Genomic DNA, 26,426 nt, shown 5'->3' on the forward strand with positions numbered 1-26,426 from the left:
GTCCCAAGGCTCGGCATGTCATCCAGCCAGGATCGCAGAGGAGTCTGCTGAGGATACGCCAGTGAGTGACACCACATCGTTTGGCACCATGCCGAGCACTTCACGGCCCGCCAATGGCCAGGAAGCCGAAGGCTTGCTGAACCAGCTGCTGGATCACACCAGCAACGGCGTCTGTTGCTACGACCTCGAAGGGCGCATTCGCTGGGTCAATCCCGCCTTTGAGCAGCTTCTCGGCTATCGAGAGCAGCAGGTGGTCGGCAAGGTGCCCAGTGAATTCCTGATGGGGCCGGCATCCGATCTGATGGTCATCACCCGATTGCGTGAACAGCGCCGCCGCGGCGAACCCAGCGATGAGGAGCTGGTGCATTACGACAGCAATGGCCAACCACTGCGATTGCGGCTGCGCTGCATTCCGCTCAAGGATTCCGGGGGGCGGGTGGATGGGTATCTGGGGTTGCAGACGGACATTACCCAGATGCACCGAGCCTTGATGTTGAGTCACTCCCAGCTTGAGCTGCTGGAAGCTGTGGCGGCAGGCCAGTCTCTGGACAAGACATTGCGAGACCTGTGCCTGACCATCGAAGGTGCCGCGGTTCAGGTGCGCTCCTCGTTGCTGCTGCTGGATGATGTGGGCCTCACCATCGTGGCAGGGCAGGGGCCCAGTCTGCCCGCAAGCTTCATGCTGTTCACTTGTGGCTTGATGATCGGGGAAGGCGTGGGCACCTGTGGGACGGCGATGTGGCGGCGCAAGCCGGTCATGACGCCTTCCATCGCGCAGGAACCTGCCTGGGAGGGCTTCCGTGAGCATCCGCATGCATTGGGGTTGGATGCCTGCCTGTCGATGCCGATTCTCGATGGCGACGATAACCCCCTGGGCAGCTTTGCCTTCTATGCCGAGACAGGCGAGGTCTTCGATGCGACTCACCATGGCTTGCTCGAAGTCGCGGTCAAGGTGGCCAGACTGGCGATCGAACGCTATCGACGTGACCAGCAACTGACGCATCAGGCCATGCACGACTCGTTGACCGGTTTGCCCAACCGGCGTCTCGTGCGTCGTCATCTCTGTGAGCTGGCGGAGCAGGCCCAACCCGGCGAGATGGGCGCGCTGATGTTCCTGGATCTCGATCACTTCAAGCGTCTCAACGATATCCTCGGACACGATGCCGGTGACCTGGCGCTCAAGCAGGTCGCCTCGCGTCTGGCTGAGATGCTGGGCCCGCAGGACTTCCTCGCGCGCCACGGGGGAGACGAGTTCATCGTGCTGCTGGCACCGAGAGCCGGTGGGCCGCGCGAAGCGGCTAGCCGAGCGCGCCAGGTGGCGGAGCAGATGCTGGAGCGACTGCAGGGGCCGCTGGAGCTTGAAGGACGAACGCATCAGTTGACCGGCTCGTTGGGCATCACGCTCTATCCGCGTCACGAGGAAGGCTATGGCGCCTGCTCTCAGCAAGTGCTGCCGGCCGGCAAGGCGGAGCACGACGAGATCGACAGAGAAGAGGGCGATGCCTGGAGCCACCTCCTGCATCAAGCGGATATCGCGCTCTATGAAAGCAAGGGGGCCGGGCGTGCACGGCTGTGTTTCTTCGCACCAGAGATGCGCCAGCGCATCATCGATGCCGCCCAGATGGAGCACGCGCTGCGTGAAGCCGTGTCTTGCCAGCGGCTGAGCGTCCACCTCCAGCCGCAATTTTCCCTGCCCGAAAGTGGTGAGCCGCAATTGTGTGGCGCCGAGGCATTGCTGCGTTGGCATGATCCGCAGCTGGGGATGGTCTCGCCAGCGACCTTCATCCCCATCGCGGAGGAGTCCGGGCTGATTCTCGAGCTGGGGCATTGGGTGCTGGAGCAGGTCTGTCGCGAGCTTGCCGCCATGACCGCCCGAGGGCATGCACTACCGATGGCGGTCAACGTCAGTCAGGTACAGTTCCGTAGCAGCGAGTTCGTGCCGCAGGTCACCAGGCTGCTGGCGCAACATGACTTCGCGCCTGAGCTCTTGCGTATGGAAATCACCGAGAGCCTGGCGACGGATGATGAAGCGGCAATGCTCGAGAAGATTGACCAGCTGGCAGCCTTGGGTCTGAGCTTCTCGATTGATGATTTCGGCATTGGCTACTCGAATCTGTCGCGTTTGCGTCGTATGCCACTCAAGGAGCTGAAGATAGATCGCAGCTTCATCAATGACCTGTGTCTTGAGGAATCGCCAGACACGCATGCCACGGGCAACGAGATCGTGCGTGCCATGCTGATGATGGCGTGCGCCCTGTCACTCGATGTCGTGGCGGAAGGCGTGGAAGAGGTGGAGCAACTCGAAGTCTTGCGGCGCATGGGTTGCTCGCGAGTTCAGGGCTACCTGCTGGGGCGCCCACGCCCGATGGCAGAGATGATTGGCGACGCGGAGGCCCGGCTGTCGGAAGGATAGGGGAGGCAGGTTCATGAGGTTGTCTCAGCCTGTCAGGGGGCATGGCACCGAAATCAGACGTGGAGTATGCACTCAGGTTATCGATCCTGCGCCTCAATCATGTAGCTGATGACAGGGGGCGTGATGCAGGCGTCGCAGCAATTGTCGGGTTTATCTCGCCACTTCAATGGCTTATACTTCCGCTCGCTACGCCTCCTTAGCTCAGCTGGATAGAGCGGCCCCCTCCTAAGGGGCAGGTCGCAGGTTCGACTCCTGCAGGGGGCGCCAGCATCCCCACCTTCTGGACGACGTCGTCTGTCCTGCCTTCTGCGTCATCGCCTCATCGTCTTCTCTGTACCGTGCGTTGCGTGCTCGGCCCTTGCCGTGAGCAGCATCCGGCCCGGCTTCAGGCTCGCCTCAAGAGCTGCCGCACTTGGTCTTCCTGTCCGATTACCCGATTCACAATGTCCTGGTTCTCGGTCTGGACCTCGTACCGTCGTGTCTGTCGATCGCTTTGTCACTCAACCGATTCGACTTGTCACTCAATCGTCGCGGGAAGGCGCAAGAACAAGCCCTGCAGGAAAGTCTCTCGATAAATGCAGGGCGTTGGTGTCAGCGGGAGTCTGATGTCAAGGCATCAGTGGGCAGGGACAGAAACTCCTGCATGATGCGGGTATCGCGGAAGCGTTCGATCAGCTCCGGATCCGAGTCGAGTGCCGGCGGGTTGGCGAGACCTTCACGAATCTTGGCTGCCAGCGCCTCGATGGAGTCTTCGGAGATCAGACGCGCCTGATCATGGATCAAGACATTGCGAATGCCGCCGGGGACATCCGGTGCCACGCATGGCGTGCCACAGCACATGCTCTCCACCAGCACGATGCCGAAGGCCTCACTGCGTGAACTGAGCACGAACAGGCGGGCGTGCTTCATCCATGGGTAGGGGTTCAGGCGGCTACCGATCAGGTGGACCCTGTCGCCGACACCCAGCTCGCGGATCAGTGCTTCGGTGGCTTCCCGCTTGGGGCCATCACCCACGATGACGAGGTCTTCCTCGATACCTGACGCGAGGTATGCCTTGATCAGCACATCCTGGCGCTTGACATCCGAGAGGCGACACACCTGCACCACGTAGGGACGGGGGGGGAGCTCCACCTCTTCCTCTGCCATGGCGGCGATGGCATCCAGATCACAGACATTGCCGATGGTCGCGAGTCTCGCCGCCTTGATCCCGTGATGGTCCAGCAGGTTTTCCAGTTGCTGACGCACATTGTCGGTATTGCACACGACCTGTTTACCGCTATACAGGCGGCTCAGCAGGAAGCGTTGTCGCCAGCCCTCTTTCAGGTCGCCGGGCCATGACACCGCCACCTGCCACAGGCGAGGGTCCCGCCACGACCAGAAGGTCTCGAAGGCGCCCTGGCCGCGCGTGATGACCCGGTCGATCGGCCCGTGCTCCTTCTCCAGACGCGCGACGAAACGGCGCAGATAGTGACCGCCATAATAGCCTCGCCAGACGTAGCCTGAGCCCTTGATCCAGGGGGTCAGCAGCAGGCGGGTGAACAGGTCGTAGAACAGGCCGATGCCCGTCTTGCGAAATGCCTTGTCAAAGTCGACCTGATGAAGATGCACGCCGGCATCCGGGACGAGCTCCAGTTCACCCTTCAGTACCAGTACATGAACCTCATGGCCTTCGCGGTGCAAGACATTGGCGAGATTGACGGTATTGCGTTGGATGCCGCCGATGTTGAGCTTGCGGACGATTAGCAGAACGCGTTGTTTCATGGCTGAGGTCTATGTCGGAAGTGGAGTCGATGTGCACAAGTCAGTCACGTTGAAGCCTTAGCTGCTCAAGTCGATCAAGTGTCGGTCTTTCTCTGCCCCATGACCGCTTTCCTCGCCATGTGCCGTTCCTTGGCCCCTCGATGCAGGCGCCATTCTACGCCGATCCCTTTGGCGGAGGAAATGCGTGGCAGCAGGCCATCAGCGGCATCACATCGCGGTTCATCCGCGCCGAGAAGTGCCTTTGGCGAGTGAGTGAGGCATTATCTGCACCATCGCAACGTCAGTTCTTTCTCCTTCGCCAAGATATTCTTCATGCCTGAGCCGAAAACCTCGTCCCGCGCTGGCGCTTCCCGCGTTCGCCGTGCCACCGCTGATCGTCATTTCGACGGTCTGGCCGACAAGTTCGAACGTGGTTTCTACACCACGGAGCGCGGCCGTGTTCGTCTTGCGCTGACCCAGCGCCTGATGGATGAGCGTTTCTCGCACCTGCCGCCTTCCCCGGTATTGGAAATCGGTGCGGGGCTCGGGCAGACAGCCCACTGGTGGCTCACGCGTGGGCACCATCTCACGTTGATCGAACCCTCAGGCGAGATGCGTGAGCGCGCGAAACGCTTCCTGAGCACTGCCGCGCCGCAAGGCCAGGGGCTGTCCGCTGGTTCGACGGCTGATCCCTCCCGGGCGGCTCAGGCAATGTCAGATCCGCAAATGCCAGGTCAAGCCGACGCGCTGTCGAGTGATGAGCCGTTCGCTGGGCGATTGGTCTGGGAGGGATGTGATCTGCAGGGCTTCGCCGCCGTGACTGACCAGCAGTGGCCGGTGGTAGTGTGCCACGCCGTGCTGGAGTGGCTGGTCGATCCGCGAGAAGGGTTTGCATTGCTCGCGGAGTTGCTGGCGCCCGGCGGTGTCATGTCACTGAGTGTCTTCAATCGCGATGCGCTGGCGTTTTCCAATGTCAGCAAGGGCAATTTCGACAAGGTGCTGGAAGGGCGCCTGGCGGGCTGGGGTACCGGCAAGCGCTTGACACCCATCTCACCGCTTCGCGATGGCGAGATACGTCAGTGGGCCGCAGAGGCGGGGCTTGAGGTGCGCGAGCTGACCGGGCTGCGCGTCTTCCACGACTATCTGCGTTCACGCGACCCGCTGAGCGAGGCTGACATGCAGAAATTGCTGGCGCTCGAATGCCAGCATTGGCGCACGCCACCTTTCGTCTATCTGGGCCGCTATCTGCACTATGAGCTGGTGCGTCCAGCCTGAGGCGGCGCCTGCACAACCGTATTGTTTCGATATCCGGCGCTCTCGCCGTTGTCCGTATCTTCTTACCCTGTTGGAGTCTTCATGTCTGCTCAAACCCCCGCCTGTCAGCTGCTCGAGCGTCAGGACAGTGATTTCCGTGATTGGCTGTGGGTCGCTGCGCCGCGTGATGACTGGTGGCTGTCATCGGATCGTCAGCGGCGTGTCTGGGGGCATGATACCGGCATCGTGAATGCCGCGCGGGAAGCAGGGCACCGGGTCAGCCATGCGGTGTCCTTCGCTGATGCGCGAGCTGACGACACCATCGCGCAAGCTGCGGGCGCCATCATGTTCTGGCCCAAGGCGCACGCGCTGGGCGAGTGGTGGCTGGTGGCGCTGTGTCATGTGTTGCCGGCTGGCACGCCGATCAAGGTGGTGGGCGAGGTCAACGGTGGCATCAAGCGCGCTGAGCGCATCCTCAAGGCGCTGGGAATGACGGCGCGCAAGGAGGATACCGCGCGCCGTTGCCAGCTGTGGTCATCCGCTACGCGTGAGTTGACGGCCGAACAGGCCGCCAGCAGTGGATCGCCACTGGCAGTGGCTGGACAATGGACAGAAGGCTGGGGCGAATTCGAGGCGCTGGAGATGCGACTGACCAGTCATCCGGGACTCTATGGCAATGCCAAGCTGGACCCGGGGACCGCACTGCTGCTGGAGAACCTGCCGACCCGTGGCTACAAGCGTGCGCTGGATATCGGGGCGGGAGATGGCATCATCAGCTGCTGGCTGGCGCGTCACGGTGCGCGCGTGATGGCAGGCGACGTCAGTGCCTTCGCGGTGGAGGCGACCCGTCGCAGCCTGGCGCTCAACGGGCTTGAGGCGGACGTACGCCTCAGCGATGTCTTCGCGGCGTTCGAGGGGGAGCGGTTCGAGACCATCGTGGCCAATCCGCCGTTCCATCATGAGCGCGATATCGATTACGGACCGGCGGCGCGCCTGATCAGTCAGGCACCGGATCATCTGATGCCCGGCGGCACCCTGACGCTGGTCGCCAACGCCTTCCTGCCGTATCCCGATCTGCTGCAGGCGGCCTTCGGCGAGTTTGAAGTGCTCGCGGAAACGCGCCAGTTCAAGGTCTATCGTGCGCGCAAGGCGCGCTGATTCCCTGCGACCTGAGCCTCTGCGGCCTGATTCCCTGAGGACTGATTCCCTGAGGACTGATTCCCTGAGGACTGATACCCAGCTCGCCGCTTACGCCTCCGGCGACTGATAGCGGATGGCCGTGATGATGTAGGTCGTCTCGCCCCCCGGTGCGGCCACGCTCACCTCGTCATCCAGCCCCTTGCCCAGCAATGCCTGAGCGAGGGGCGCATCGACGCTGATCCAGCGGCGCGGATTGTCGGTCTCGTCAGGGCCGACGATGCGGATCTCCATCTCCTCTCCCTGCTCGTCCTCCAGCGTCACGAAGGCCGCGAAATAGACGCGCTCCAGATCCGCGGGCAGGCGATCGACGACCGTCAGTTCATCCAGGCGTTTCTCCAGATAGGCGATCCTGGCGATGGTCTGATTGAGCGCCTTCTTGTTGTAGGTGTAATCCGCATTCTCGCTGCGATCCCCCATGGCGGCGGCCTCGCCCGTCTTGCGTGAAAGCTCAGGGCGCCTCACGCGCCTCAAGTGGTCCGCCAGCCCCTTCATCTTCGCGTGGCCCTGCGGGGTAATCACGTTGCTCTTCTTTTCCTGGCGCGGGTCCGTCTTGGGGTCGCGCCATCGTGTCATGTTACGACCTTGCATGGTCTGCTCCGCTGGTTCTGTGGGTAAGGCTCAAGGCGTCGTGTGCGATGTTCGCTAGCGTTGAGACCTGCGACCAAGGGTGATTGGCGGCCGATTCAAACGTTCGTTACAGTCAATGTGTGCTCGCCGGAGCACTTGCGCGTCACCCATGCTGAATCTGCCAACAATAACGAAAATCAGGGAGCTGTCCATGCCCATGCTGCCATCTTCACACCCGTCTTGCCGTGTCATGTCCCGTTGCTGTCGCGTACTGCTCTCCGGGGGCATGGCGCTGGGCATCACGCTGGCCGGCATGACCGGAGTCCATGCTGCCCCGGGCGATGATGACGTCTTCCCGCTCTCCAAGCGCTGGGCGCAGATCAACTATCAGGTCTCCGGTGATGCTCAGGAAAAGGGCATGGAAGCCCTGGGAAAGGAGGTGCGCGCGCTGGCGGATCAATATCCAGACAACGCCCATGTACTGACCTGGGAAGGCATCATCCTGGCCTCATGGGCCAAGGCGCGCGGTGGCCTGGGAGCACTGGATCTGGCCAAGGAAGCCAAGGCCGCGCTCGAGAAGGCGATCACGCTCGACGCCGAGGGCGACAATGCCTCAGCCTATGTGACGCTTGGCGCACTCTATGACAAGGCGCCCGGCTGGCCGGTGGGCTTCGGGGATGATGAGAAGGCGGGAGAAGTGCTGCGCAAGGGCCTTGAGGTCAACCCGACAGGCATGGATACCAATTATTATTACGCCGATTATCTGGCTTCCGAAGGCCGTGATGAGGAAGCGCTCAAGCATGCGCGTCTCGCTCAGGACGGGCCGCCACGACCCAATCGTGAGCTGGCCGATCAGGAATTGCAGAAAGAGATCGCCGCGCTGATCAAGCGCCTGCAGTGAGCCTCTGGCATCCGTATCGCTTGCATGGCTGTTGGAAGTGGAGACTGTCTGGAGAGACATCAGTGAGCCCTGCCAGTGAACGGCAGCGCTGGTGTCAGGCGCTGTTCTGACAGCCTCGAAGGAATTCCCGATTCCCTGAATTACTGAGTCCTTGAGCCCCACGGTCCGAGCGGAGATCCCGCTCGGGCCGTGTCGTTTACCGCTCTGTGGATGAGAAGTCGCCCAGATGCCTTCAAATGGCGCTGATGACTGACTCAGTACGACGCGCCAAGCAAGTCTGCAGGTGACGGGCTGGCCAGTCTCGCGGCAGGACAGGATAATGCCTGCTCAGCCAAGGAGGATGCATGAGCGAGCAACAAGAGCACGTCGCAGGGCAACAGGCCTTCGCACATGATGATGTCGAACTGGTCGAGGCCAGGGTGTTGCAGGACGGCTTCTTCCGCCTCGAGCAGCGCGAATTCCGCCACCAGCGTTTCAACGGTGGCTGGAGCGATGTGATCCATCGCGAGGTGCATGTCCGTCACGATGCAGTAGGCGTATTGCCCTACGACCCGGTCAACGACCGCGTGGTCTTCGTCGAGCAGATTCGTGCCGGCATGCTGGAAGACGCACGCACGCCCTGGAGTCTGGAGCCGATCGCAGGGCTGGTGGACAAGGACGAACAGGCCCATGAGGTCGCGCGGCGCGAGGCGATCGAGGAGGCCGGATGTGAGCTGACGGACCTGATCGAACTGTACCGCTACTACCCGAGCCCCGGCGCCTGCACCGAGGAGGTCACGCTGTTCATCGGTCTGTGTGACAGCAGTGGGCTGGGCGGCGTGCATGGTCTGGCCGAGGAGAATGAAGACATCCGCGTGCATGTGCTCGATTTCCAGGCGGCCCTCACGCTGCTGGAACAAGGGCGGTTGGGCAATGCGATGGCCATCATGGCCATGCAATGGCTGCTGCGTGAACGTGCTTCGTTGCGCGTCATGCATGCCTGAGGCAGTGAAGGCGAAGCTTGGCAATCCCTCGTGTCTCACGCAGGCTTCCTCAACCTGTGCGTCAGAGCTGCTATTCTAGAGGCTTGCTGAAAACCGGCAGCCAGCAACAGATCACTGTCTGCGTCAGTGTCCGTATCAGTCTCGGTTTTCGTCTCAGCTTCAGTCCCGAGAACTGGAGTCGATAGCCGAGAGCTGATGGCTGAACGTCGACAGCCTGAGCGCTGGCGCAGCGCTTGATTTATCGCGCGGTGCCCGCATCTTGCCACGCACGATGGCGGGCGTGCTTTGACAGACAACATGCCAATGTTCTGAGATTCGCAAGGAGATCGCCCATGCAGGTCAAGAAAGCCTATGTGGCTGACCTAAAAGCACTCCATGCCGAGTGCGGGTCCAATTATCTGCGCCTCACGCGCATCCTCGGCAAGGCCGAGGCCGGTGACAGCTTCGCCTTCCCGCTGGCGGGCAACCAGGGCCACTTCGGCACGCTGCTGCTCGAGGTGGTCGAATGCGCGCCCTATACCACCATGGTCACGGTCGCCCAGACCGGCGTGCTGGACCACATCATCGATTCGCCGCGCATGAGCGTGCACCTTTACCACGACGTGCGCATGGCGGAGGTCACCGACTTTCAGCGCCAGCGTCACTTCTCAGGGCGCAATCGTTACCCGAATCCGCGCATGCACCAGCCGGACGAAAAGCTGCAGCTCAATCGCTTTCTCGGCGAATGGCTGACCCATGCCCGCGCCTTCGGGCAGGCGGACGTGCCGGAATTGCCGTGACGCTCAACGCTGGCATGGCGCACAGGCGCTGACACCCGATGGATTAACCGTCTTGATTGACAGAACCGCGATGGCCCGGCCGTCGCGGTTCTGTTCATTTCCCTGCTGCTCGAGAGACCGATGCGACTGATTCAGATAAGTGATTGCCATCTGCGCGCCGACCCTGACGCGCGTTCACGGCTGGGCTTCCCCTGGCGTCAGCTGGAGGCGGTGATGGCGCATGCCTCGCGCCTGCGGCCCGATATCCTGCTGGTGACCGGTGATGTCAGCCAGGACGAGAGCCCTGCCTCCTATCGCATGGCGGCAGAGCTGTTCGATGGCCTGGGCTGTCCCTGGTTCTGGTTCGCGGGCAACCACGATCACCCTGAATTCATGCAGGAGCTGCGTCCCTTCCATCACGAGCTGGATCTGGGCGACTGGCGACTGCTGTGTCTGGATTCGCGCGTCACCGGGCAGGCCGGGGGTGAGCTTGGCGAGGAGCAGTTGAGCGAGCTTGCGCAGTCACTGGCGCTTTCCGTCGAGCTGGACCCGCGCCCGATCCTGCTGGCCATGCATCATCATCCACTGCCGATCGGCTCGGACTGGATGGATGTGCTGGGTCTTGCCGACCGCGATGCACTGTGGGAAACGTTGCGCCCATACCCGCAGGTGCGGGCCGTGCTGTGTGGGCATATCCATCAGGCCTTCACGCAACTCAAGACGTGTGGGCAGGGAAGTGTGGCCGTCTATGGCGTTCCCTCCACCTCCGATCAGTTCGCTCCGCTGAGCCATGATTTCGCCGTGGATGAGGCGGCGCGTCCCGGTTTGCGCGTGGTGGATCTCGATGGCGAGCATCTCGAGACCTGGGTGGAGCGGGTCACGCTCTAGCCAGGCTCGCAAGAAGGGGCGGGCAAGCTTGCCCCAGGCGCTGGTGCTGCCACAGCATCAGCATGAATGTTCTGGACGTCAGCGTGAATGCCCTCGGCGTTGATGAGTCTGGTGCAAGGCCCATGGGTATCAGGTATGCCTTTTTGGTCTTAAAAGATAGTTTCTGATTCTTTGACGTTATCAAGGCGGCGCGGGTACCGTAATGGTATCCAGCATGCTCCGTGGGACGAGAGAGTGAGGCTCTCCTGGCTCGTCATGACCTTCGGGCATGCCCTGTCTGTCACGGGCCGCCTTTCGGGGCGACTCCCAGCGCTCATGAGGTTGCCGCACGCGATGCTTACCCCCGAACGTCAGACCCACCTCAAGCAGCTTGAGGCCGAATCCATCCACATCATCCGTGAAGTGGCAGCGGAATTTGCCAATCCGGTCATGCTGTATTCCATCGGCAAGGATTCCGCCGTCATGCTGCACCTGGCGCGCAAGGCTTTCGCGCCGGGTGTCCCGCCGTTCCCGCTGATGCACGTCAACACCACCTGGAAATTCCAGGAAATGATCAAGTTCCGCGACGAGATGGCCGCGGAAGTCGGCATGGAGTTGATCGAGCACATCAACCAGGAAGGCGTCGAGGCGGGCATCAACCCGTTCGATCACGGTAGCGCCAAGTACACCGACATCATGAAGACCGCCGGTCTCAAGCAGGCACTCGACAAGCACGGCTTCGATGCTGCCTTCGGTGGTGCACGTCGTGACGAGGAAGCCTCGCGGGCCAAGGAGCGTGTCTACTCCTTCCGTGATCAGTACCACCGCTGGGACCCCAAGAATCAGCGTCCGGAGCTGTGGAACATCTACAACTCGAAGATCAACAAGGGCGAGTCCATCCGCGTCTTCCCGCTCTCCAACTGGACCGAGCTGGACATCTGGCAGTACATCTATCTCGAATCCATCAAGATCGTGCCGCTGTACTACTCCGCCGTGCGTCCGGTAGTGAAGCGTGATGGCCTCGACATCATGGTCGACGACGACCGTCTGCCGCTCAAGGAAGGCGAAGTGCCGGAAATGAAGTCCGTGCGTTTCCGTACCCTGGGCTGCTACCCGCTGACCGGCGCCGTGGAATCCACCGCCGCGACCCTGCCGGAAATCATCCAGGAAATGCTGCTGACGCGTACCAGTGAGCGCTCCGGGCGTGCCATCGATCACGACCAGGCAGGCTCCATGGAGAAGAAGAAGCGCGAAGGGTATTTCTAAGGTCGCCCCAGCATTTTGCCTGCAAGCGCCGTCACATGGTGCTTGATGACCCGAACGAACAATTCGCCTGATGAGTCGGCTCGCAGCCTCACGAGACATTGGTTCGCGATACTGGCTCGCCACTCATCAGGCTCATGACAGCGGCAAGGAGAAGAGTGTGTCCCACGCGTCAGACAAGATTTCCGCGGATATCGAAGCCTACCTGCAAGAACACGAGCGCAAGGACCTGTTGCGCTTCATCACCTGCGGTAGCGTTGATGACGGCAAGTCGACCCTGATCGGTCGTCTGCTGTTCGATTCCAAGCTGATCTATGAAGATCAGCTGGCCTCCATCACCCAGGCCTCCAAGACCAGCGGCACCACCGGTGACGAGGTCGATCTGGCCCTGTTGGTCGATGGCCTGCAGTCCGAGCGTGAGCAGGGCATCACCATCGATGTCGCCTATCGCTTCTTCTCGACCGACAAGCGCAAGTTCATCATCGCCGACACGCCGGGGCACGAGCAGTACACCCGCAACATGGCCACCGGCGCCTCGTCCGCGAGCCTGGCTATCATCCTGATCGACGCGCGCTACGGCGTGCAGACCCAGACCCGTCGTCACAGCTTCATCGCCGACCTGCTGGGCATCCAGCACCTGGTGATCGCGGTCAACAAGATGGATCTGGTCGATTATTCCGAGACGCGCTTCAATGAGATCGTCGCCGAGTATCAGGAATTCGCCAACAAGCTGAACGCGCCGGACATCCGTTTCGTGCCGATGTCCGCCCTCAAGGGCGACAACGTCGTCAACCGCAGTCCAGCACTGGGCTGGTACACCGTGGATGGCGAAGCGGGTCCGTCACTGCTTGAGGTGCTGGAAACCGTCGAACTGACCCACGACCAGAATCTCAGCGATCTTCGCTTCCCGGTGCAGTACGTCAATCGTCCCAACCTCGATTTCCGCGGTTACTGCGGCACCCTGGCGGCCGGTGTCGTGCGCCCGGGTGACAGCGTCAAGGTGCTGCCGTCCGGCAAGACCTCGACCATCGAGCGTATCGTCACCTTCGATGGTGATCTCGAGATCGCCTACCCGGGTCAGGCCATCACCCTGACGCTTGATGATGAGATCGACATCTCGCGTGGCGACTGGCTGGTGGCGGCGGATGCCGAACTGCCGCTCTCCAATGCACTGGAAGCGGATGTCGTCTGGATGCACGAGAAGCCGCTGCAGCCGGGCCGTCAGTACGATATCAAGCTGGCGACCCGTGATCTGACCGGTCAGGTCAGTGCCATCGACTACCTCTACGACGTCAACACGCTGGAGCATCACGAGGGCGACAGCCTGGCGCTGAACGCCATCGGTCGCGTCCAGCTCGAGCTGACCCAGGCGGTGCCGGTGGATGACTACCGTTCAAGCCCGGGCACCGGCAGCTTCATCGTGATCGATCGTCTGAGCAACGTGACCGTCGGCGCGGGCATGATTCGCGGCGTGGGCCGCTCAGGCACCCAGGCCACTACCCAGCAGACCGACTGGGCCGCGTTTGAAGCCGACCTCAACGCGCTAGTGCGCAAGCACTTCCCGCACTGGGAAGCGCGAGATGTGCGCGAGCTGCTTGGTCGCACCAACTGATTCCATCCTGTAGCGACAGCAGAATGGAAGTCAGCGAGATACCAACAACAACGCTGGACACGCAATAACAACACGGCCTGCTGGAATGAAGCCGGAGAACGCAAAAGCCCCCATGGCCGTAAGGCGATGGGGGCTTTTTGCATGGTGCGGCTCACACCTGGCGCATCAGGCGACAGCCGTGTCGATGGCGAGCGGGGCGGAGGGACCGAAGTGCTCGTGGTGACACTGGCTGAGCGGTACGCCGATACGGCTGAGGTGCTGGATCATGTTCTGCATGAAGCCATGCGGGCCGATCACGAAGGCCTGCAGCGACTCGGCGCTGGCACCGGTCGCGGCGATCTGCTGCGCCAGCCAGTCGCGCTCGATGATGCCTAGCTGCGCATGGGGCGGCAGCGTCTCGGCCTGTTCGTAGCAGACCTGATAATGCAGCTGCCTTGGATACTGCGCGACCAGTGCCTTGAGGGTGGCATCGAAGGCATGCACCTCGGGATTGCGTGCCGCATGCAGGTAGATCACCTGGCGGCCCGCCGCCAGCGCCGCCGTCAGCAGCGGCAGCATCGGCGTCTGGCCGACACCGGCCGACAGCAACAGCACCGGGGCATCGGCGCTCTGCGGGGCAGCATGTTCGAAGGTCAGCTCGCCGGCCGGCGGCAGCAGCTCGATCTCGTCACCTGCCTTCAGCGCATGCAGGTACTGGCTGGACTGGCCGTGGGCCTCGCGCTTGACCGAGATGCGGCAGAAGCGCTCGTCCGGCGCGTGGGACAGGCTGTAATGACGATGGATCACGCCCTGCGGTGTCGTCAGGCGCATGCCGATGTACTGGCCCGGCAAGAAGGAGAACATCGGGCCTTCCACCGGCGCCAGGTACAGCGAGCGAATCTCGCGGCTCTCGTCCTGTGTACGCTCGATGCGAAAACGGCGCAGCCCCTGCCAGCCGCCGCGAGTGGCGGCGAAGCTGTCGTAGCGGCCCTGCTCGGCGGCGATCAGTACAGCGGCCAGTTCCCCGTAGAGGGCGCCCCAGGCATCGGCGATCTCCGGGGTGACGGCGTCCCCCAGCACCTCACCGATGGCGGCCATCAGGCATTCGCCGACGATAGGGTAGTGCTCCGGCAGGATATTGAGCGAGACATGCTTGCTGACCACGGGCGCCAGCAGGCGGTCCACTGCCTTACGCGAGTGGCGCGCGCCGACATAGGCGAGTACGGCGCCGGCCAGTGCACGGGCCTGGCCGCCGCTGGCCTGGTGGGTCTGGTTGAACAGCGGCTTCACCTCGGGATAACGCTCGAACATCAGCGGATAGAAGCGCGCCGTGATGGCATTGAGATGCTCGGCGACGACGGGAGCGGTGGCGGCGATCAGGTCTTCCTGGGCGTTGGTCAGCATGACGATACCTCTGATTGATGTCCCTCTCTCCATGGCAAGGGGCGTGCCAACTCTTGAGACCAGCCGTCATGCACTCTGTGGGTCCATGATGTCAAAATGACATGGTCATGTGACGTGTTCCAATGACATCAATCGTGTCATGATGACATCAATCTTCAGCCCTCTCGCTCCCGACACCCGCAAGGATGACCGCATGCCCGATGCCCACTTGCCCCAGAACGATACGCCGGTCGCGGCCGTGAATGCCTGGCTCGCCGCCTGGTTGTCCCTAGAAGAGGGCGGCGAGCGGCGAGCGCTGCCATGGACGCGTCTGCTGGCCGCGATCATGCAGCAGCTGCCCGGTGAGGCGGCGACCCTGATGCGCTACCTGCCCGAGCGTGACGAGCTGTTGCCACTGGCCACCTACGGCCTGCCTGCCGAGGTGCGCGGGCGACGCTTCGCGCTGGCGGAGCACCCGCGGCTCAAGGCGATCGCCGAGCACACGGGGGTACATCGTTTCGCGCTGGACAGCGACTTGCCAGACCCCTTCGATGGTTTGCTGGGGGACGTGCATGGGCCGGATCTGCTGGTGCATGACTGTGCCGGTATCGCGCTGCGTGAGGGCGATACCCTGCTGGGGGTGATGACTTTCGACGCGCTGACGCCGGGGGTGCTGGCCCCGCTGGAATCGCTGTGCGCCTCTGCGAGCACGGACGACCTGGCACTTCCGCTTCAGGAGTTGCAAGCCTGGTTGTCACTCCCCGCACATTGTCTGTCGCTGTCCCTGCGACAGGAGTGGGCCGCGGGGGCCACGGTCGGCAGGTCAGGCCTTTCGGCTTCCATGGTCGTGTCACAGGCAGACATGGCGTCACAGAGTGCTGTGGCCTGCCCGCAGCGTGGCCCGGCGATGACCAGGCTCGAGGCGCAGCTGGAGGCGGTCGCCGATACCGAGATGACGGTGCTGGTGCAGGGCGAGACCGGCGTGGGCAAGGAGGGCGTGGTCCAGCGGCTGCACGACGCATCCCGGCGGGCTGCGCGGCCGCTGGTGCGCATCAACTGCGCCGCCTTGTCGCCGGACCTGGTCGAAAGTGCTCTGTTCGGTCATCGGCGTGGCGCCTTCTCGGGCGCGACCCATGATCACCGTGGCCACTTCGTGATGGCGGATGGCGGCACCCTGCTGCTGGATGAGATCGGCGAGCTGCCGCTGACGCTGCAGCCCAAGCTGCTGCGGGTGCTGCAGGAAGGCGAGCTGCAGCCGCTGGGCAGCGATCGCGTGGTCAAGGTCGATGTGCGCGTCATCGCGGCCACCAATCGCGATCTCGAGGCGGAGGTTGCCGCCGGGCATTTCCGTGAAGACCTCTATCACCGCCTGAGCGTCTATCCGCTCAGGGTGCCGCCGCTGCGTGAGCGCGGACGTGCGGACCTGCTGGCGTTGGCCGGCACCTTTCTGGAACACAACCGCACGCGCCTCGGACTGGCCAATCTGCGCCTGACGCCGGCGGCGGAGCGCCTGCTATGTGACTACCCCTGGCCCGGCAACGTGCGTGAGCTGGAGCACTGCCTGAGTCGCGCCGCCCTGCATGCCCGGCTCGCGCATGGTGCACTTCCGACTCGCCTGCGCGCCGATGGGCGCCAGCTGGTGGTAATCACACCGGAACTGCTGGGGCTGGAGGTCAACGCTGAGGTGTCACTCAGGCGGGCCACCAGTGTGGCGCAGGAGATTCAGGACGCGCAGGTGGGGAGGACGGATCAGGTGGAAACAATGGCTCTGATGGCAGGGGCGAGCCAGACAGGAGGAGCAAGCTCTGCACAGCGCGCCGCCTGGCAGGGCGGCGATGAGACGCTGGGGCTGCGCGATGCCACCGAAGCGTTCCAGCGCGAGCACATCTCGCGGGTCTGGCAGGCGAGTGATCGCAACTGGGCGGAGGCGGCGCGCAGGCTCAAGGTCGATCGCGGCAATCTGTACCGGCAGGCGCAGCGTCTGGGAATCGTCTGAGGCGCGAGGCAGTGTCTGATATGAGAAATACAAGAACGGCGATGCTCTGGGAGCATCGCCGTTCTTGTATTTCTGCCGCCGTCGGCCCTGGGGCGATGAGAAGTCCGAGTCTCGAGCGCCAGTTCAGGCGCGAGTGGCGATCAGCACCGCACGCCGTGGCGCCGGGTGGCCTTCGCGGGTCAGGCTCGGGTCAGCGGGATCGAGGAAGTCACTCAGCGAGTGGTAGGTCATCCAGTCGGTGGCACGCTGCTCGTCCAGGGTGGTCACGGCTTCATCGACGATGCGCACGTCCTTGAAGCCGGCGCGCTCGCACCAGTGGGCCAGCGCCTGCGAGGAGGGCAGGAAATAGACATTGGGCATCGCGGCGTAGCGCTCGCCGGGCATCAGTACCGTTGTCACGTCACCTTCCACCACCAGGGTTTCCAGCACCAGTTCGCCGCCGGGGCGCAGGGTATCGCGCAGCTGGAAGAGGTGGTCCATCGGCGAGGGGCGGTGATAGAGCACGCCCATCGAGAATACGGTATCGAAGGCGCCCATCTTCGTCGGCACATCCTCGATGCCTACCGGCAGGAAGTGCAGGTTGCGGCCCTGGGGGTGGTCCGCGCCGATGAAGTGGCGCACGGCATGGAACTGGCAGTAGAAGCGCGGCGAAGGGTCGATCACCAGCGTGAAGGCCGCGCCTGCACCGACCATGCGCCAGCCGTGGTAGCCATTGCCGCCGCCGACATCCAGCACGCGGCGATGGGTGAGATCCGACAGGTGCGGCGCGAGACGCTGCCACTTCCAGTCGGAGCGCCATTCGGTGTCGATATGGATCTCGTCGAGCTGATAGGGGCCCTTGCGCCACGGCATCATCGCGCGCAACAGGTTTTCGCTCTGGCGCAGCTGGCCGGTGCTCAGGCCAGTCGGAAAGCGTGCACCGACCCGATCGGCATCCAGCTGTACATCGCGCGCGTCGGGCAGGGCGGGCAGCTTTTCCAGCGCGCCATGCCAGGCCTTCAGATCAGCATGGCGCTTGCGGTCCAGGCCAGTGGCCAGTTGCTCGGGCAGGGCGCCCAGCCAGCGGGCGAAGCCGTCGCCGACGGCGCCTGGCTCACAGGCAAGCGCGGTGAAGGCGCGGTAAAGGTCGCGGTCATACGGGGAAATGCTCATGCGCTGGGTCGAGTCCGTGCAGGCGTAGCGGTCATTCGGCGGCTTTGAAGGCGACCATCGAGGCGAAATTCAGGTATTGCAGCCAGGTATGGCTGCGCTGGAAGCCGGCGCGCGCCAGGCGCTCGTGATGCGTGTTCAGGCTGTCGGGCTTCATCACGTCCTCGAGGGCCTCACGTTTCTGGGAGATTTCCAGATCGGAGTAGCCGTTGGCGCGCTTGAAGTCATGATACCGTTCGATCAGCCAGGCATTCTCGACCGGATCATCGCTGATGATCTTCTCGGAGAGGATCAACACGCCGCCGGGTTCCAGCGCCGCGAACAGCTTGTCGATCACGGCATCGCGGTCTTCCGGCGGCAGGAACTGCAGCGTCAGATTGACCACGATCATGCCGGCCGGCTGATAGTCGAGGGTGCGAATGTCGGCTTCGGTGACGTTGATGCGGTGGTCGGGGAAGGCCTCGGCGAGTTCACGGCTGGCGCGCTCGACCATCGGTCGGGACAGATCGACGGCTTCGATCTCGATATCCTCGGCGGCCATCTCGCGGGCCAGCGCCATGCTGGCAGCACCCAGTGAGCAGCCCAGGTCATAGACCCGCGCGCCGGGGCGCAGGTGAGCGCGGGCCATCAGGCCCAGCATGGCGATGATCTGACCGTAACCCGGCACCGAGCGGCGCAGCATGTCCGGAAAGCAGCTGACGACCTGCTCGTCGAAGGAGAAGCTGGCGACACGGTCAAGGGGTGTCGTAAATATCGCGTCACGGTAAGATGCATCACTCATGGATCAAGGCTTCATCGGGCAGTGGGCCAGGGCGACATGCCTGTGGCCGAGGACCGGCCGGGCAGAGTGCCCCGTCGGGCCCGCCATTCTACGCATTCGGCGCCCGTGACGCACCCGTCACGGCTGTCGGGTGATGCCTCCATCAATCGATTTCAGGCCGGGCCATGCAGGGCCGGTCATTACACTTCAAGGAGAGAGGTGGCCATGTCCACTCAATCAGCGGCACGTTCTGCGCGTCGTAATACCCAGGCTTGGCAGGCTCTCGCGCGCCATCATCAAGAGCAGATGGCCGATGTGCATCTGAAGGACCTGTTTGCCGAGGATGCGGCGCAAGGGCGTGACCGAGTGGCGACCTTCACGCGCTCCGCTGCGGGGCTGCGTCTGGATCTCTCCAAGCAGCGCCTCAAGGGCGAGACCCTGGAGCTGCTGCTGGATCTGGCGCGCGAAACCGGCGTCGAGCAGGGCATCAAGCGCCTGCTGGCCGGTGAGCATGTCAATCGCTCCGAAGACCGTCCGGCGCTGCACGCCGCGCTGCGTCTGCCGCGCTCCGCCAGCCTCGAGGTGGATGGCGAGGATATCGTGCCGGCCATCCATGAGAGCCTCGAGCACCTGGCCGAGATGGTCGATACCTTCCACAGTGGCCAGTGGCGTGGCGCCACCGGCAAGCCGATCACCGATGTGGTCAACCTCGGGGTCGGTGGCTCGGACCTCGGCCCGCTGATGGTCTCCAGCGCTCTGAGCGATTGCCGCCCCAAGGACATCCACGAGATCGGCGTGCACTTCGCCTCGACCATGGATGGCTCCCAGCTGGCGGACTATCTGGAATCCTTCAGCCCGGAAACCACGCTGTTCATCCTGTCCTCCAAGTCATTCTCGACCATCGACACGCTATCCAATGCCCGCACCGCGCGCGACTGGCTGAAATCACGTCTCGACCCGGAAGGGCGCCTGGAAGCGCTGATCAACCGTCAGCACTTCATCGGCGCTTCCGCCAAGCCGGAGAAGATGACCGAGTGGGGCATCGCGCCGGAACATCAGCTGCTGTTCTGGGATTGGGTCGGCGGCCGCTATTCGCTGTGGGGCACCATCGGCCTGCCCATCGCGCTCAACGTCGGCATGGACAACTTCCGTCGTCTGCTGGCCGGGGCGCATGAGCTGGATGAGCACTTCCGCACCGCGCCGCTGGAAGACAATCTGCCGGTGCTGCTGGCGCTGGCGGGTATCTGGAACAACAACTTCCTCGATATCCGCGCCCACTCCATCCTGCCCTACGACGGTCGTCTGGAATACTTCGCCAGCTACCTCGAGCAGCTGGAGATGGAATCCAACGGCAAGTCAGTGACCAACGATGGCGAGATGATCGACTACTCGACCTGTCCGGTGCTGTGGGGCCAGCTGGGACCGAACGCCCAGCACGCCTTCTATCAGCTGCTGCACCAGGGCACCCAGGCGGTCGAGTGTGACTTCATCGCACCGATGTGTCGTTATGATCATGTCGAGGACGCCGAGACGCGCGCCCACCTCAAGGCACAACACCGCCTGACGCTGGCCAACTGCTTTGCCCAGTCACGTGTATTGATGCTTGGCGATGACGCCATCCCCGGTGATGAGGCGCAGCCGAACCACAAGCGCTACCGTGGCAATCAGCCGTCGACCACGCTATTGCTGGAAGCGCTGACACCGGAAACGCTGGGGGCGTTGATTGCGCTCTACGAGCAGAAGGTCTTCGTGCAGGCCACCATCTGGGATATCAACCCGTTCGATCAGTGGGGCGTGGAGCTGGGCAAGCAGATCGCCACCGCCACCGAAGCGACCATGACCACCGGCGAAGGCTTCGAGATGCTGGATGCCTCCAGCCGCGCGCTGATCGAAGCGGTGTGGGCAGCACAGGATCAGGACCCGCGCTGAACCCGCGGCGGATGTGAGTGAGGGGGGCGAGTGAGAGAGTGTGTGAGGGCATGCCGATATGCCGTGCAAGACGAGTGGCGGCGCCAGTCGCCGCTCTCTGTTGATTTATACAGTATTCTCGCTATCCTATAAGCGAATCAATCGTTTACACTAGACAGCACGACGCGGACCGTCGAAAACCCTGCTTCCAGCGCATGAACGCTCGAGAGATTCCTAGCCATCTTGAAGCGTGGGAGGGGCGGTGTCGCGGGCTGGCGTGTTGTCGGGAGTGCTGATGGCCAATTCCCTCTTTCCGTCAGATACGGCAGCGATGCACACCACCGCGCCCGTCAAGGGGCTGCTGTACCTGCACGGCTTCAATTCGGCCAGTTGTTCGCCCAAGGCGCGCTTGATGCAGCGCGCGGCAGAGCAGTTCGGCCTGCCGTGCGTGATGCCGGATATCCCTCCGGCGCCCGATGCGGGTCAGGCGGCGGTCAACGCAGCCTATCTCACGCTGTGTGAGCGCCTGGCGCTGGACCCCGCAGACCCCGCCTGTGATGACGCCATCATGGTGATCGGCAGTTCCATGGGCGGTTTTCTGGCCACCTGGCTGGTCGCGCGTGAGGCCGCACGCCTCGAAGGGCCGGCTGGTCCCTCCCAGAGCGTCTGGCGTCTGGGGCCACGCAGTGTGCTGATCAATCCGGCCGTGCGTCCCGCGCGACTGGTCAGCGAATGGCTCGGCTCGGTGCATGCCAATCCCTATACCGGCGTGACGTTTACCGTCACCGAGGATTTCGGCCCCGGGCTGCTTGCATTGGAAGCGGAGCCTGTCACGGCGCAGCGCACCCTGGTGCTGTTGGCGACGGCCGATGAGACATTGGATGTCAATGATGCCGCAGGGCTCTATCAGGGAAGCCGCTTGATCATCACGCCGGGTGGTGATCACGGCTTTGCGCAGTTGGCGGAATATCTGCCGGCGATCATGGCGCATGGCGGACACCGGCTGGCCCCCGCCACCGCAGCGGCGATGCATGTCGCGCCGGACTAGCAGGTCACGTGTGTGGTGCTTTCTGCCAGACCCGCCGCCACCCGCCACGACTTGGCTGGACACGGCATCTCCTGGCATGACATGGATTGCCACGACATGGATCGCCACGATACGGATTGGCACGACATGGCAGGGCGTTTGATGCTGAACGCCAGGCGCCGGTCTCTCATTTTTCAGGAATCCGTTGTTCGTCTCGCGCACGTGAAATGGCGAGTCGGATGGCGGACGTCAACACCAAGGACACAAGGCTGCGATGAGTCAGTACAGCGCCAGTTCCATTGAGGTCCTCTCCGGCCTCGAACCGGTCCGCAAGCGGCCCGGCATGTATACCGACACTTCTCGGCCCAACCACCTGGCGCAGGAAGTCATCGACAACTCCGTCGATGAGGCGCTGGCGGGGCACGCGAAGGAAATCCGCGTGCGCCTGCTCGAGAATGGCGGTATCGAGGTCGGCGATGACGGTCGTGGCATGCCCACCGACATCCACCCCGAGCATGGCGTGACCGGCATCGAGCTGATCCTCACCAAGCTGCACGCGGGGGGCAAGTTCTCCCAGGACAGCTATCGCTTCTCCGGCGGCCTGCACGGCGTGGGCGTCTCGGTGGTCAATGCGCTGTCGACGCGTCTGGAAGTGGAAGTGTGCCGCGATGGCCTGCGTCAGCGCATCGCCTTCGAGAATGGCGAGAAGGCCGAGGAACTGACCCGGATCGGCACCGTCGGCAAGCGCAATACCGGCACCCTGGTGCGCTTCTGGCCGGACGAGAGCTACTTCGACAGCCCGCGCCTGGCGATGCCGCGTCTGCGCCACCTGCTGCGTGCCAAGGCCGTGCTGTGTCCGGGGCTCAAGGTCGTGCTCATCGAGACCGATGGCAGCGAGACGACCTGGCATTACGAGGATGGCCTGCGCGATTACCTGCTCGGTGCCACCGATGGCTTCGAGCGTTTGCCGGAATCGCCGTTCGTCGGCCATTTCGAAGACGAGGAGCACGGGGTCGACTGGGCGATCCAGTGGCTGCCGGAAGGTGGCGAGCTGGTACAGGAGCCCTACGTCAACCTGATTCCCACGCCGCTGGGCGGTACTCACGTCAATGGTCTGCGCTCCGGTCTGCTCGAGGCGCTCAAGGAATTCTGCGACTACCGCAGTCTGCTGCCGCGTGGCGTCAAGCTGAGCGCGGATGACCTGTGGGAGCGCGCCGCCTTCGTGCTGTCGGTGAAGATGCTCGATCCGCAGTTCGCCGGCCAGACCAAGGAGCGTCTGTCCTCGCGCAGCGTCGCCGCCTTCGTCTCCGGCGTGGTCAAGGACGCCTTCTCGCTGTGGCTCAACCACCATGTCGACCAGGCCGAAGCGCTGGCGGAACTGGTGATCTCGGCGGCCCAGCGCCGCCTGAAGAGCGCCAAGAAGGTCGCGCGCAAGAAGGTCACCTCCGGGCCCGCGCTGCCGGGCAAACTCTCGGATTGCGCAAGCTCCGACCCTGCCGAAAGCGAGCTGTTCCTGGTCGAGGGTGACTCCGCCGGCGGCAGTGCCAAGCAGGGGCGCAACCGCGAGACCCAGGCGATCCTGCCGCTGCGCGGCAAGATCCTCAATACCTGGGAAGTCGAGTCGCATGACATCTACTCTTCCCAGGAGGTCCACGACATCGCGGTCGCCATCGGCCTGGACCCGGGCTCGGATGACCTCACCAAGCTGCGCTATCACAAGGTCTGCATCCTGGCGGATGCCGACTCCGATGGTCTGCACATCGCCACGCTGCTGTGCGCGCTGTTCGTGCGTCACTTCCCGGCGCTGGTGGATGCCGGGCGCGTCTTCGTCGCCATGCCGCCGCTGTACCGCATCGATCTGGGCAAGGAAGTGCACTACGCCCTGGACGAGAGCGAGAAGGCGCACATCCTCAAGCAGCTCGAAAGCAAGCGTGGCACGCCCAATGTGCAGCGCTTCAAGGGTCTGGGTGAGATGAATCCGCTGCAGCTGCGGGAAACCACCATGGCGCCGGACACCCGCCGTCTGGTGCAGCTGACGCGCAGCGTGGATGATGGCACCCACGAGATGCTCGACATGCTGCTGGCCAAGAAGCGCGCCAGTGATCGCAAGAGCTGGCTCGAGGACTACGGCAACATGGCCGATATCGAGGTCTGATCATCGGTTGAGCTTTCACGGCCAGTTGGACTTCGAAAGCCAACCGGGCTGCGAGGGCAGCTTAACTTCGAAAGCCAGACAAGCTGCGCGACAGCATTCTTTCGGGAGCGCCACAGTCAGACGCTCCCCGGTTTTACGCTCGTAATCAAGGTCAAGCGCCCATGAGCATGGATATCCAGGTCGCGGAGGGTGACGTCGAACGTCTGGCCCTGCGCGACTACACCGAAAAGGCGTACCTCGACTACTCGATGTACGTGATTCTCGACCGCGCCCTGCCGCATGTCGGCGATGGCATGAAGCCGGTGCAGCGCCGCATCGTCTACGCCATGCGCGAACTGTCCCTGACGGCCAACGCCAAGTACAAGAAGTCGGCGCGTACCGTCGGCGACGTGCTGGGCAAGTTCCACCCCCATGGTGACAGCGCCTGTTACGAGGCGATGGTGCTGATGGCGCAGCCGTTCAGCTATCGCTATCTGCTGGTGGATGGCCAGGGCAACTGGGGTAGTCAGGATGACCCCAAGTCCTTCGCGGCGATGCGTTACACCGAATCGCGGCTGTCGAAGTACTCCGAGGTGCTGCTGTCCGAGCTTTCCCAGGGCACCGTCGACTGGGTGCCCAACTTCGATGGCACCATGAGCGAGCCCAAGGTGCTGCCGGCGCGTCTGCCCAATGTGCTGCTCAACGGTACTACCGGCATCGCGGTGGGCATGGCGACCGACATCCCGCCGCACAATGTGCATGAAGTCGTGGCCGCCACCCGCCATCTGCTGCGCCATCCGGACTCTGACAGCGATCAGCTGATGGAGCACCTGCCGGCACCGGACTTCCCCACCGAGGCAGAGATCATCACGCCGCGCACCGACCTCGCCAAGCTCTACCGCACCGGTCGTGGCAGCGTGAAGATGCGCGCCCGCTACGTGCTGGAAGAGGGCGATATCGTGATCACGGCGCTGCCGTATCAGGTCTCCGGCGCCAAGGTGATCGAACAGATCGCCGCCCAGATGCAGGCCAAGAAGCTGCCGATGGTCGCGGATCTGCGTGATGAGTCCGACCACGAGAACCCGACGCGCCTGCTGATTCAGCCGCGCTCCAATCGTGTCGATATCGAAGGCCTGATGGCGCACCTGTTCGCCACCACGGACCTCGAGAAGAACGCGCGCGTCAACATGAACGTCATCGACCTCAAGGGGCGTCCACGGGTGATGGCGCTGCACGAGATGCTGGCCGAGTGGCTGCGCTATCGTCGCGCTACCGTGCGTCGCCGCCTCGAGCATCGTCTGGCCAAGGTCGAGGATCGTCTGCATATCCTCGAGGGTCTGCTGACGGCTTACCTGAATCTCGACGAGGTCATTCGCATCATCCGCGAGGAAGAGGACCCCAAGGCCAGCCTGATCGAGACCTTCCAGCTCTCCGAGCGTCAGGCCGAGGCGATCCTCGAGCTGCGTCTGCGTCACCTGGCACGTCTTGAAGAGATGAAGCTGCGTGGCGAGCAGGACGAGCTCAAGCGTGAGCGCAAGCACCTCAAGCATCTGCTGGGCAATGACGAGGCACTGATGGACCTGATCGACAGTGAGCTTGAGCAGGCCGCCACCGACTTCGGCGATGCACGTCGCTCACCGCTGGTCGAGCGTGGCGAAGCCAAGGCGCTGTCTGAAGTCGAGCTGATGGGCGCCGACCCGATCACCGTCGCGCTGTCCGAGAAGGGCTGGATCCGTGCCGCCAAGGGGCATGATATCGACCCCGAGGGTCTGTCCTACAAGGCCGGCGACCGCTTCCATCTGGCGGCGCGCGGCAAGACCAATCAGCCGCTGGTGCTGCTGGATGACACCGGACGTGCCTACACCCTGGCCGCGCACAATCTGCCCAGTGCACGCGGACAGGGCGAGCCGATCACCGGGCGCATGAATCCGGCGGCGGGGGCGGCGATGGTCGGGCTGCTGCTCGATGCGCCTTCCGCACGCTATCTGCTGGCCTCCGATGGCGGCTATGGCTTCGTGACCACGCTTGAGCAGCTGACCGGCAAGAACAAGTCCGGCAAGGCGGCACTGACTCTACCGCGCGGCTGTGCGGTGCTGCCGCCGGTGGCGATTCCCGAAGTGCCTGAGTCAGCGCAGGGCGATGGGGCTGCGCTGGAAGTGGCGGTGGTGTCCAATGAAGGGCGCCTGCTTGTCTTCCCGCTCTCCGAGCTGCCTGAGATGTCCAAGGGCAAGGGCAACAAGATGCTGTCGATCCCGGGCGAACGCGCCGCCAACCGCGAGGAGTTCGTGCGCTCGCTGGTGGTCTTGCCCGCCGACACGACCCTGGTGGTGCATGCCGGCAAGCGCAAGACCCTGCTCAAGGGGGCGGATCTCGATTATTATCGTGGCGAGCGTGGCCGCCGCGGCAGCAAGCTGCCCAAGGGCTTCCAGAAGGTCGACCGTCTGGCCGTCGATAGTTGAATCCGGGCCGGATGGCCTGGCTTGTTAGCAGAGGTGCGTCGGCATTGACGCCGACATGCCCCGTGGGCGACAC

The 26,426-nt window shown here is 63.4% G+C and carries 19 protein-coding genes and 1 tRNA gene; 15 read left to right on the forward strand and 5 right to left on the reverse strand.

Annotated features, from left to right (window positions below):
* Positions 1-61 precede the first annotated feature (61 nt).
* Positions 62-2,413, forward strand: coding sequence for a sensor domain-containing protein (locus AC5WNI_RS05230; protein ID WP_495928871.1), 2,352 nt, complete (start codon positions 62-64; stop codon positions 2,411-2,413).
* A 190-nt stretch (positions 2,414-2,603) separates the two neighbouring features.
* Positions 2,604-2,680: transfer RNA gene (locus AC5WNI_RS05235), tRNA-Arg, on the forward strand.
* A gap of 324 nt (positions 2,681-3,004) precedes the next feature.
* Here the strand turns inward: AC5WNI_RS05235 and AC5WNI_RS05240 are convergent.
* Positions 3,005-4,174, reverse strand: coding sequence for a glycosyltransferase (locus AC5WNI_RS05240; protein WP_175088086.1), 1,170 nt, complete (start codon positions 4,172-4,174; stop codon positions 3,005-3,007).
* Between the two features lie 312 nt (positions 4,175-4,486).
* Here AC5WNI_RS05240 and AC5WNI_RS05245 point away from each other — a divergent pair, with 312 nt between their 5' ends.
* A complete protein-coding gene (locus tag AC5WNI_RS05245; RefSeq protein WP_175088085.1) occupies positions 4,487-5,428 on the forward strand; it encodes a methyltransferase domain-containing protein in 942 nt (313 codons plus the stop codon).
* Positions 5,429-5,509: 81 nt separating this feature from the next.
* Positions 5,510-6,565 (forward strand): methyltransferase, encoded by a 1,056-nt coding sequence (locus tag AC5WNI_RS05250; RefSeq protein ID WP_175088084.1) that lies wholly within the window; start codon positions 5,510-5,512, stop codon positions 6,563-6,565.
* A 90-nt stretch (positions 6,566-6,655) separates the two neighbouring features.
* Here the strand turns inward: AC5WNI_RS05250 and AC5WNI_RS05255 are convergent, their stop codons facing one another.
* Positions 6,656-7,195 carry a GreA/GreB family elongation factor gene (locus AC5WNI_RS05255; protein WP_175088083.1) on the reverse strand — a complete coding sequence of 180 codons (540 nt, stop codon included), beginning with the start codon at positions 7,193-7,195 and terminating at the stop codon, positions 6,656-6,658.
* Positions 7,196-7,391: 196 nt separating this feature from the next.
* On the opposite strand from AC5WNI_RS05255, the gene AC5WNI_RS05260 reads away from it, so the two are divergent.
* The 6 genes from AC5WNI_RS05260 (at position 7,392) to cysN (ending at position 13,558) form a co-directional block, all read left to right on the forward strand.
* A complete protein-coding gene (locus AC5WNI_RS05260) occupies positions 7,392-8,075 on the forward strand; it encodes a tetratricopeptide repeat protein (protein WP_368448525.1) in 684 nt (227 codons plus the stop codon).
* Between the two features lie 344 nt (positions 8,076-8,419).
* The gene (locus AC5WNI_RS05265) at positions 8,420-9,058 is read left to right on the forward strand and encodes an NUDIX domain-containing protein (RefSeq protein WP_043337028.1); all 639 of its coding nucleotides are present in this window, start codon (positions 8,420-8,422) and stop codon (positions 9,056-9,058) included.
* Between the two features lie 332 nt (positions 9,059-9,390).
* The gene (locus tag AC5WNI_RS05270; RefSeq protein WP_043337025.1) at positions 9,391-9,837 is read left to right on the forward strand and encodes a DUF1249 domain-containing protein; all 447 of its coding nucleotides are present in this window, start codon (positions 9,391-9,393) and stop codon (positions 9,835-9,837) included.
* Positions 9,838-9,957: 120 nt separating this feature from the next.
* Positions 9,958-10,704, forward strand: a complete 747-nt coding sequence (locus AC5WNI_RS05275; RefSeq protein ID WP_175088081.1) for a metallophosphoesterase — start codon at positions 9,958-9,960, stop codon at positions 10,702-10,704.
* A 333-nt stretch (positions 10,705-11,037) separates the two neighbouring features.
* Positions 11,038-11,949: a sulfate adenylyltransferase subunit CysD gene (gene cysD / locus AC5WNI_RS05280; protein ID WP_054557074.1), complete on the forward strand. Its 912-nt coding sequence runs from the start codon at positions 11,038-11,040 to the stop codon at positions 11,947-11,949.
* Positions 11,950-12,106: 157 nt separating this feature from the next.
* Positions 12,107-13,558 (forward strand): sulfate adenylyltransferase subunit CysN, encoded by a 1,452-nt coding sequence (gene cysN, locus AC5WNI_RS05285; RefSeq protein WP_175089729.1) that lies wholly within the window; start codon positions 12,107-12,109, stop codon positions 13,556-13,558.
* Positions 13,559-13,723: 165 nt separating this feature from the next.
* Here the strand turns inward: cysN and AC5WNI_RS05290 are convergent, their stop codons facing one another.
* Positions 13,724-14,941 (reverse strand): globin domain-containing protein, encoded by a 1,218-nt coding sequence (locus AC5WNI_RS05290; RefSeq protein ID WP_368448529.1) that lies wholly within the window; start codon positions 14,939-14,941, stop codon positions 13,724-13,726.
* Positions 14,942-15,134: 193 nt separating this feature from the next.
* On the opposite strand from AC5WNI_RS05290, the gene norR reads away from it, so the two are divergent.
* Positions 15,135-16,916: a nitric oxide reductase transcriptional regulator NorR gene (gene norR, locus AC5WNI_RS05295; protein ID WP_285460224.1), complete on the forward strand. Its 1,782-nt coding sequence runs from the start codon at positions 15,135-15,137 to the stop codon at positions 16,914-16,916.
* Positions 16,917-17,039: 123 nt separating this feature from the next.
* On the opposite strand, the gene cmoB is transcribed toward norR, so the two are convergent.
* Positions 17,040-18,068 (reverse strand): tRNA 5-methoxyuridine(34)/uridine 5-oxyacetic acid(34) synthase CmoB, encoded by a 1,029-nt coding sequence (gene cmoB / locus AC5WNI_RS05300; protein ID WP_285460225.1) that lies wholly within the window; start codon positions 18,066-18,068, stop codon positions 17,040-17,042.
* 31 nt (positions 18,069-18,099) lie between these two features.
* On the reverse strand, positions 18,100-18,846 hold the full coding sequence (gene cmoA, locus AC5WNI_RS05305; protein WP_043335167.1) for a carboxy-S-adenosyl-L-methionine synthase CmoA: 747 nt from the start codon (positions 18,844-18,846) through the stop codon (positions 18,100-18,102).
* 204 nt (positions 18,847-19,050) lie between these two features.
* Here cmoA and pgi point away from each other — a divergent pair, with 204 nt between their 5' ends.
* The 4 genes from pgi (at position 19,051) to parC (ending at position 26,353) form a co-directional block, all read left to right on the forward strand.
* A complete protein-coding gene (gene pgi / locus AC5WNI_RS05310) occupies positions 19,051-20,754 on the forward strand; it encodes a glucose-6-phosphate isomerase (protein ID WP_285460227.1) in 1,704 nt (567 codons plus the stop codon).
* A gap of 274 nt (positions 20,755-21,028) precedes the next feature.
* A complete protein-coding gene (locus AC5WNI_RS05315; RefSeq protein ID WP_285460228.1) occupies positions 21,029-21,781 on the forward strand; it encodes a YqiA/YcfP family alpha/beta fold hydrolase in 753 nt (250 codons plus the stop codon).
* Between the two features lie 253 nt (positions 21,782-22,034).
* Positions 22,035-23,915 (forward strand): DNA topoisomerase IV subunit B, encoded by a 1,881-nt coding sequence (gene parE / locus AC5WNI_RS05320; RefSeq protein WP_285460229.1) that lies wholly within the window; start codon positions 22,035-22,037, stop codon positions 23,913-23,915.
* A 161-nt stretch (positions 23,916-24,076) separates the two neighbouring features.
* The gene (gene parC / locus AC5WNI_RS05325) at positions 24,077-26,353 is read left to right on the forward strand and encodes a DNA topoisomerase IV subunit A (protein WP_368448534.1); all 2,277 of its coding nucleotides are present in this window, start codon (positions 24,077-24,079) and stop codon (positions 26,351-26,353) included.
* Positions 26,354-26,426: the final 73 nt, after the last annotated feature.

The sequence above is a fragment of the Cobetia sp. PDI-12MA genome (assembly GCF_059507695.1).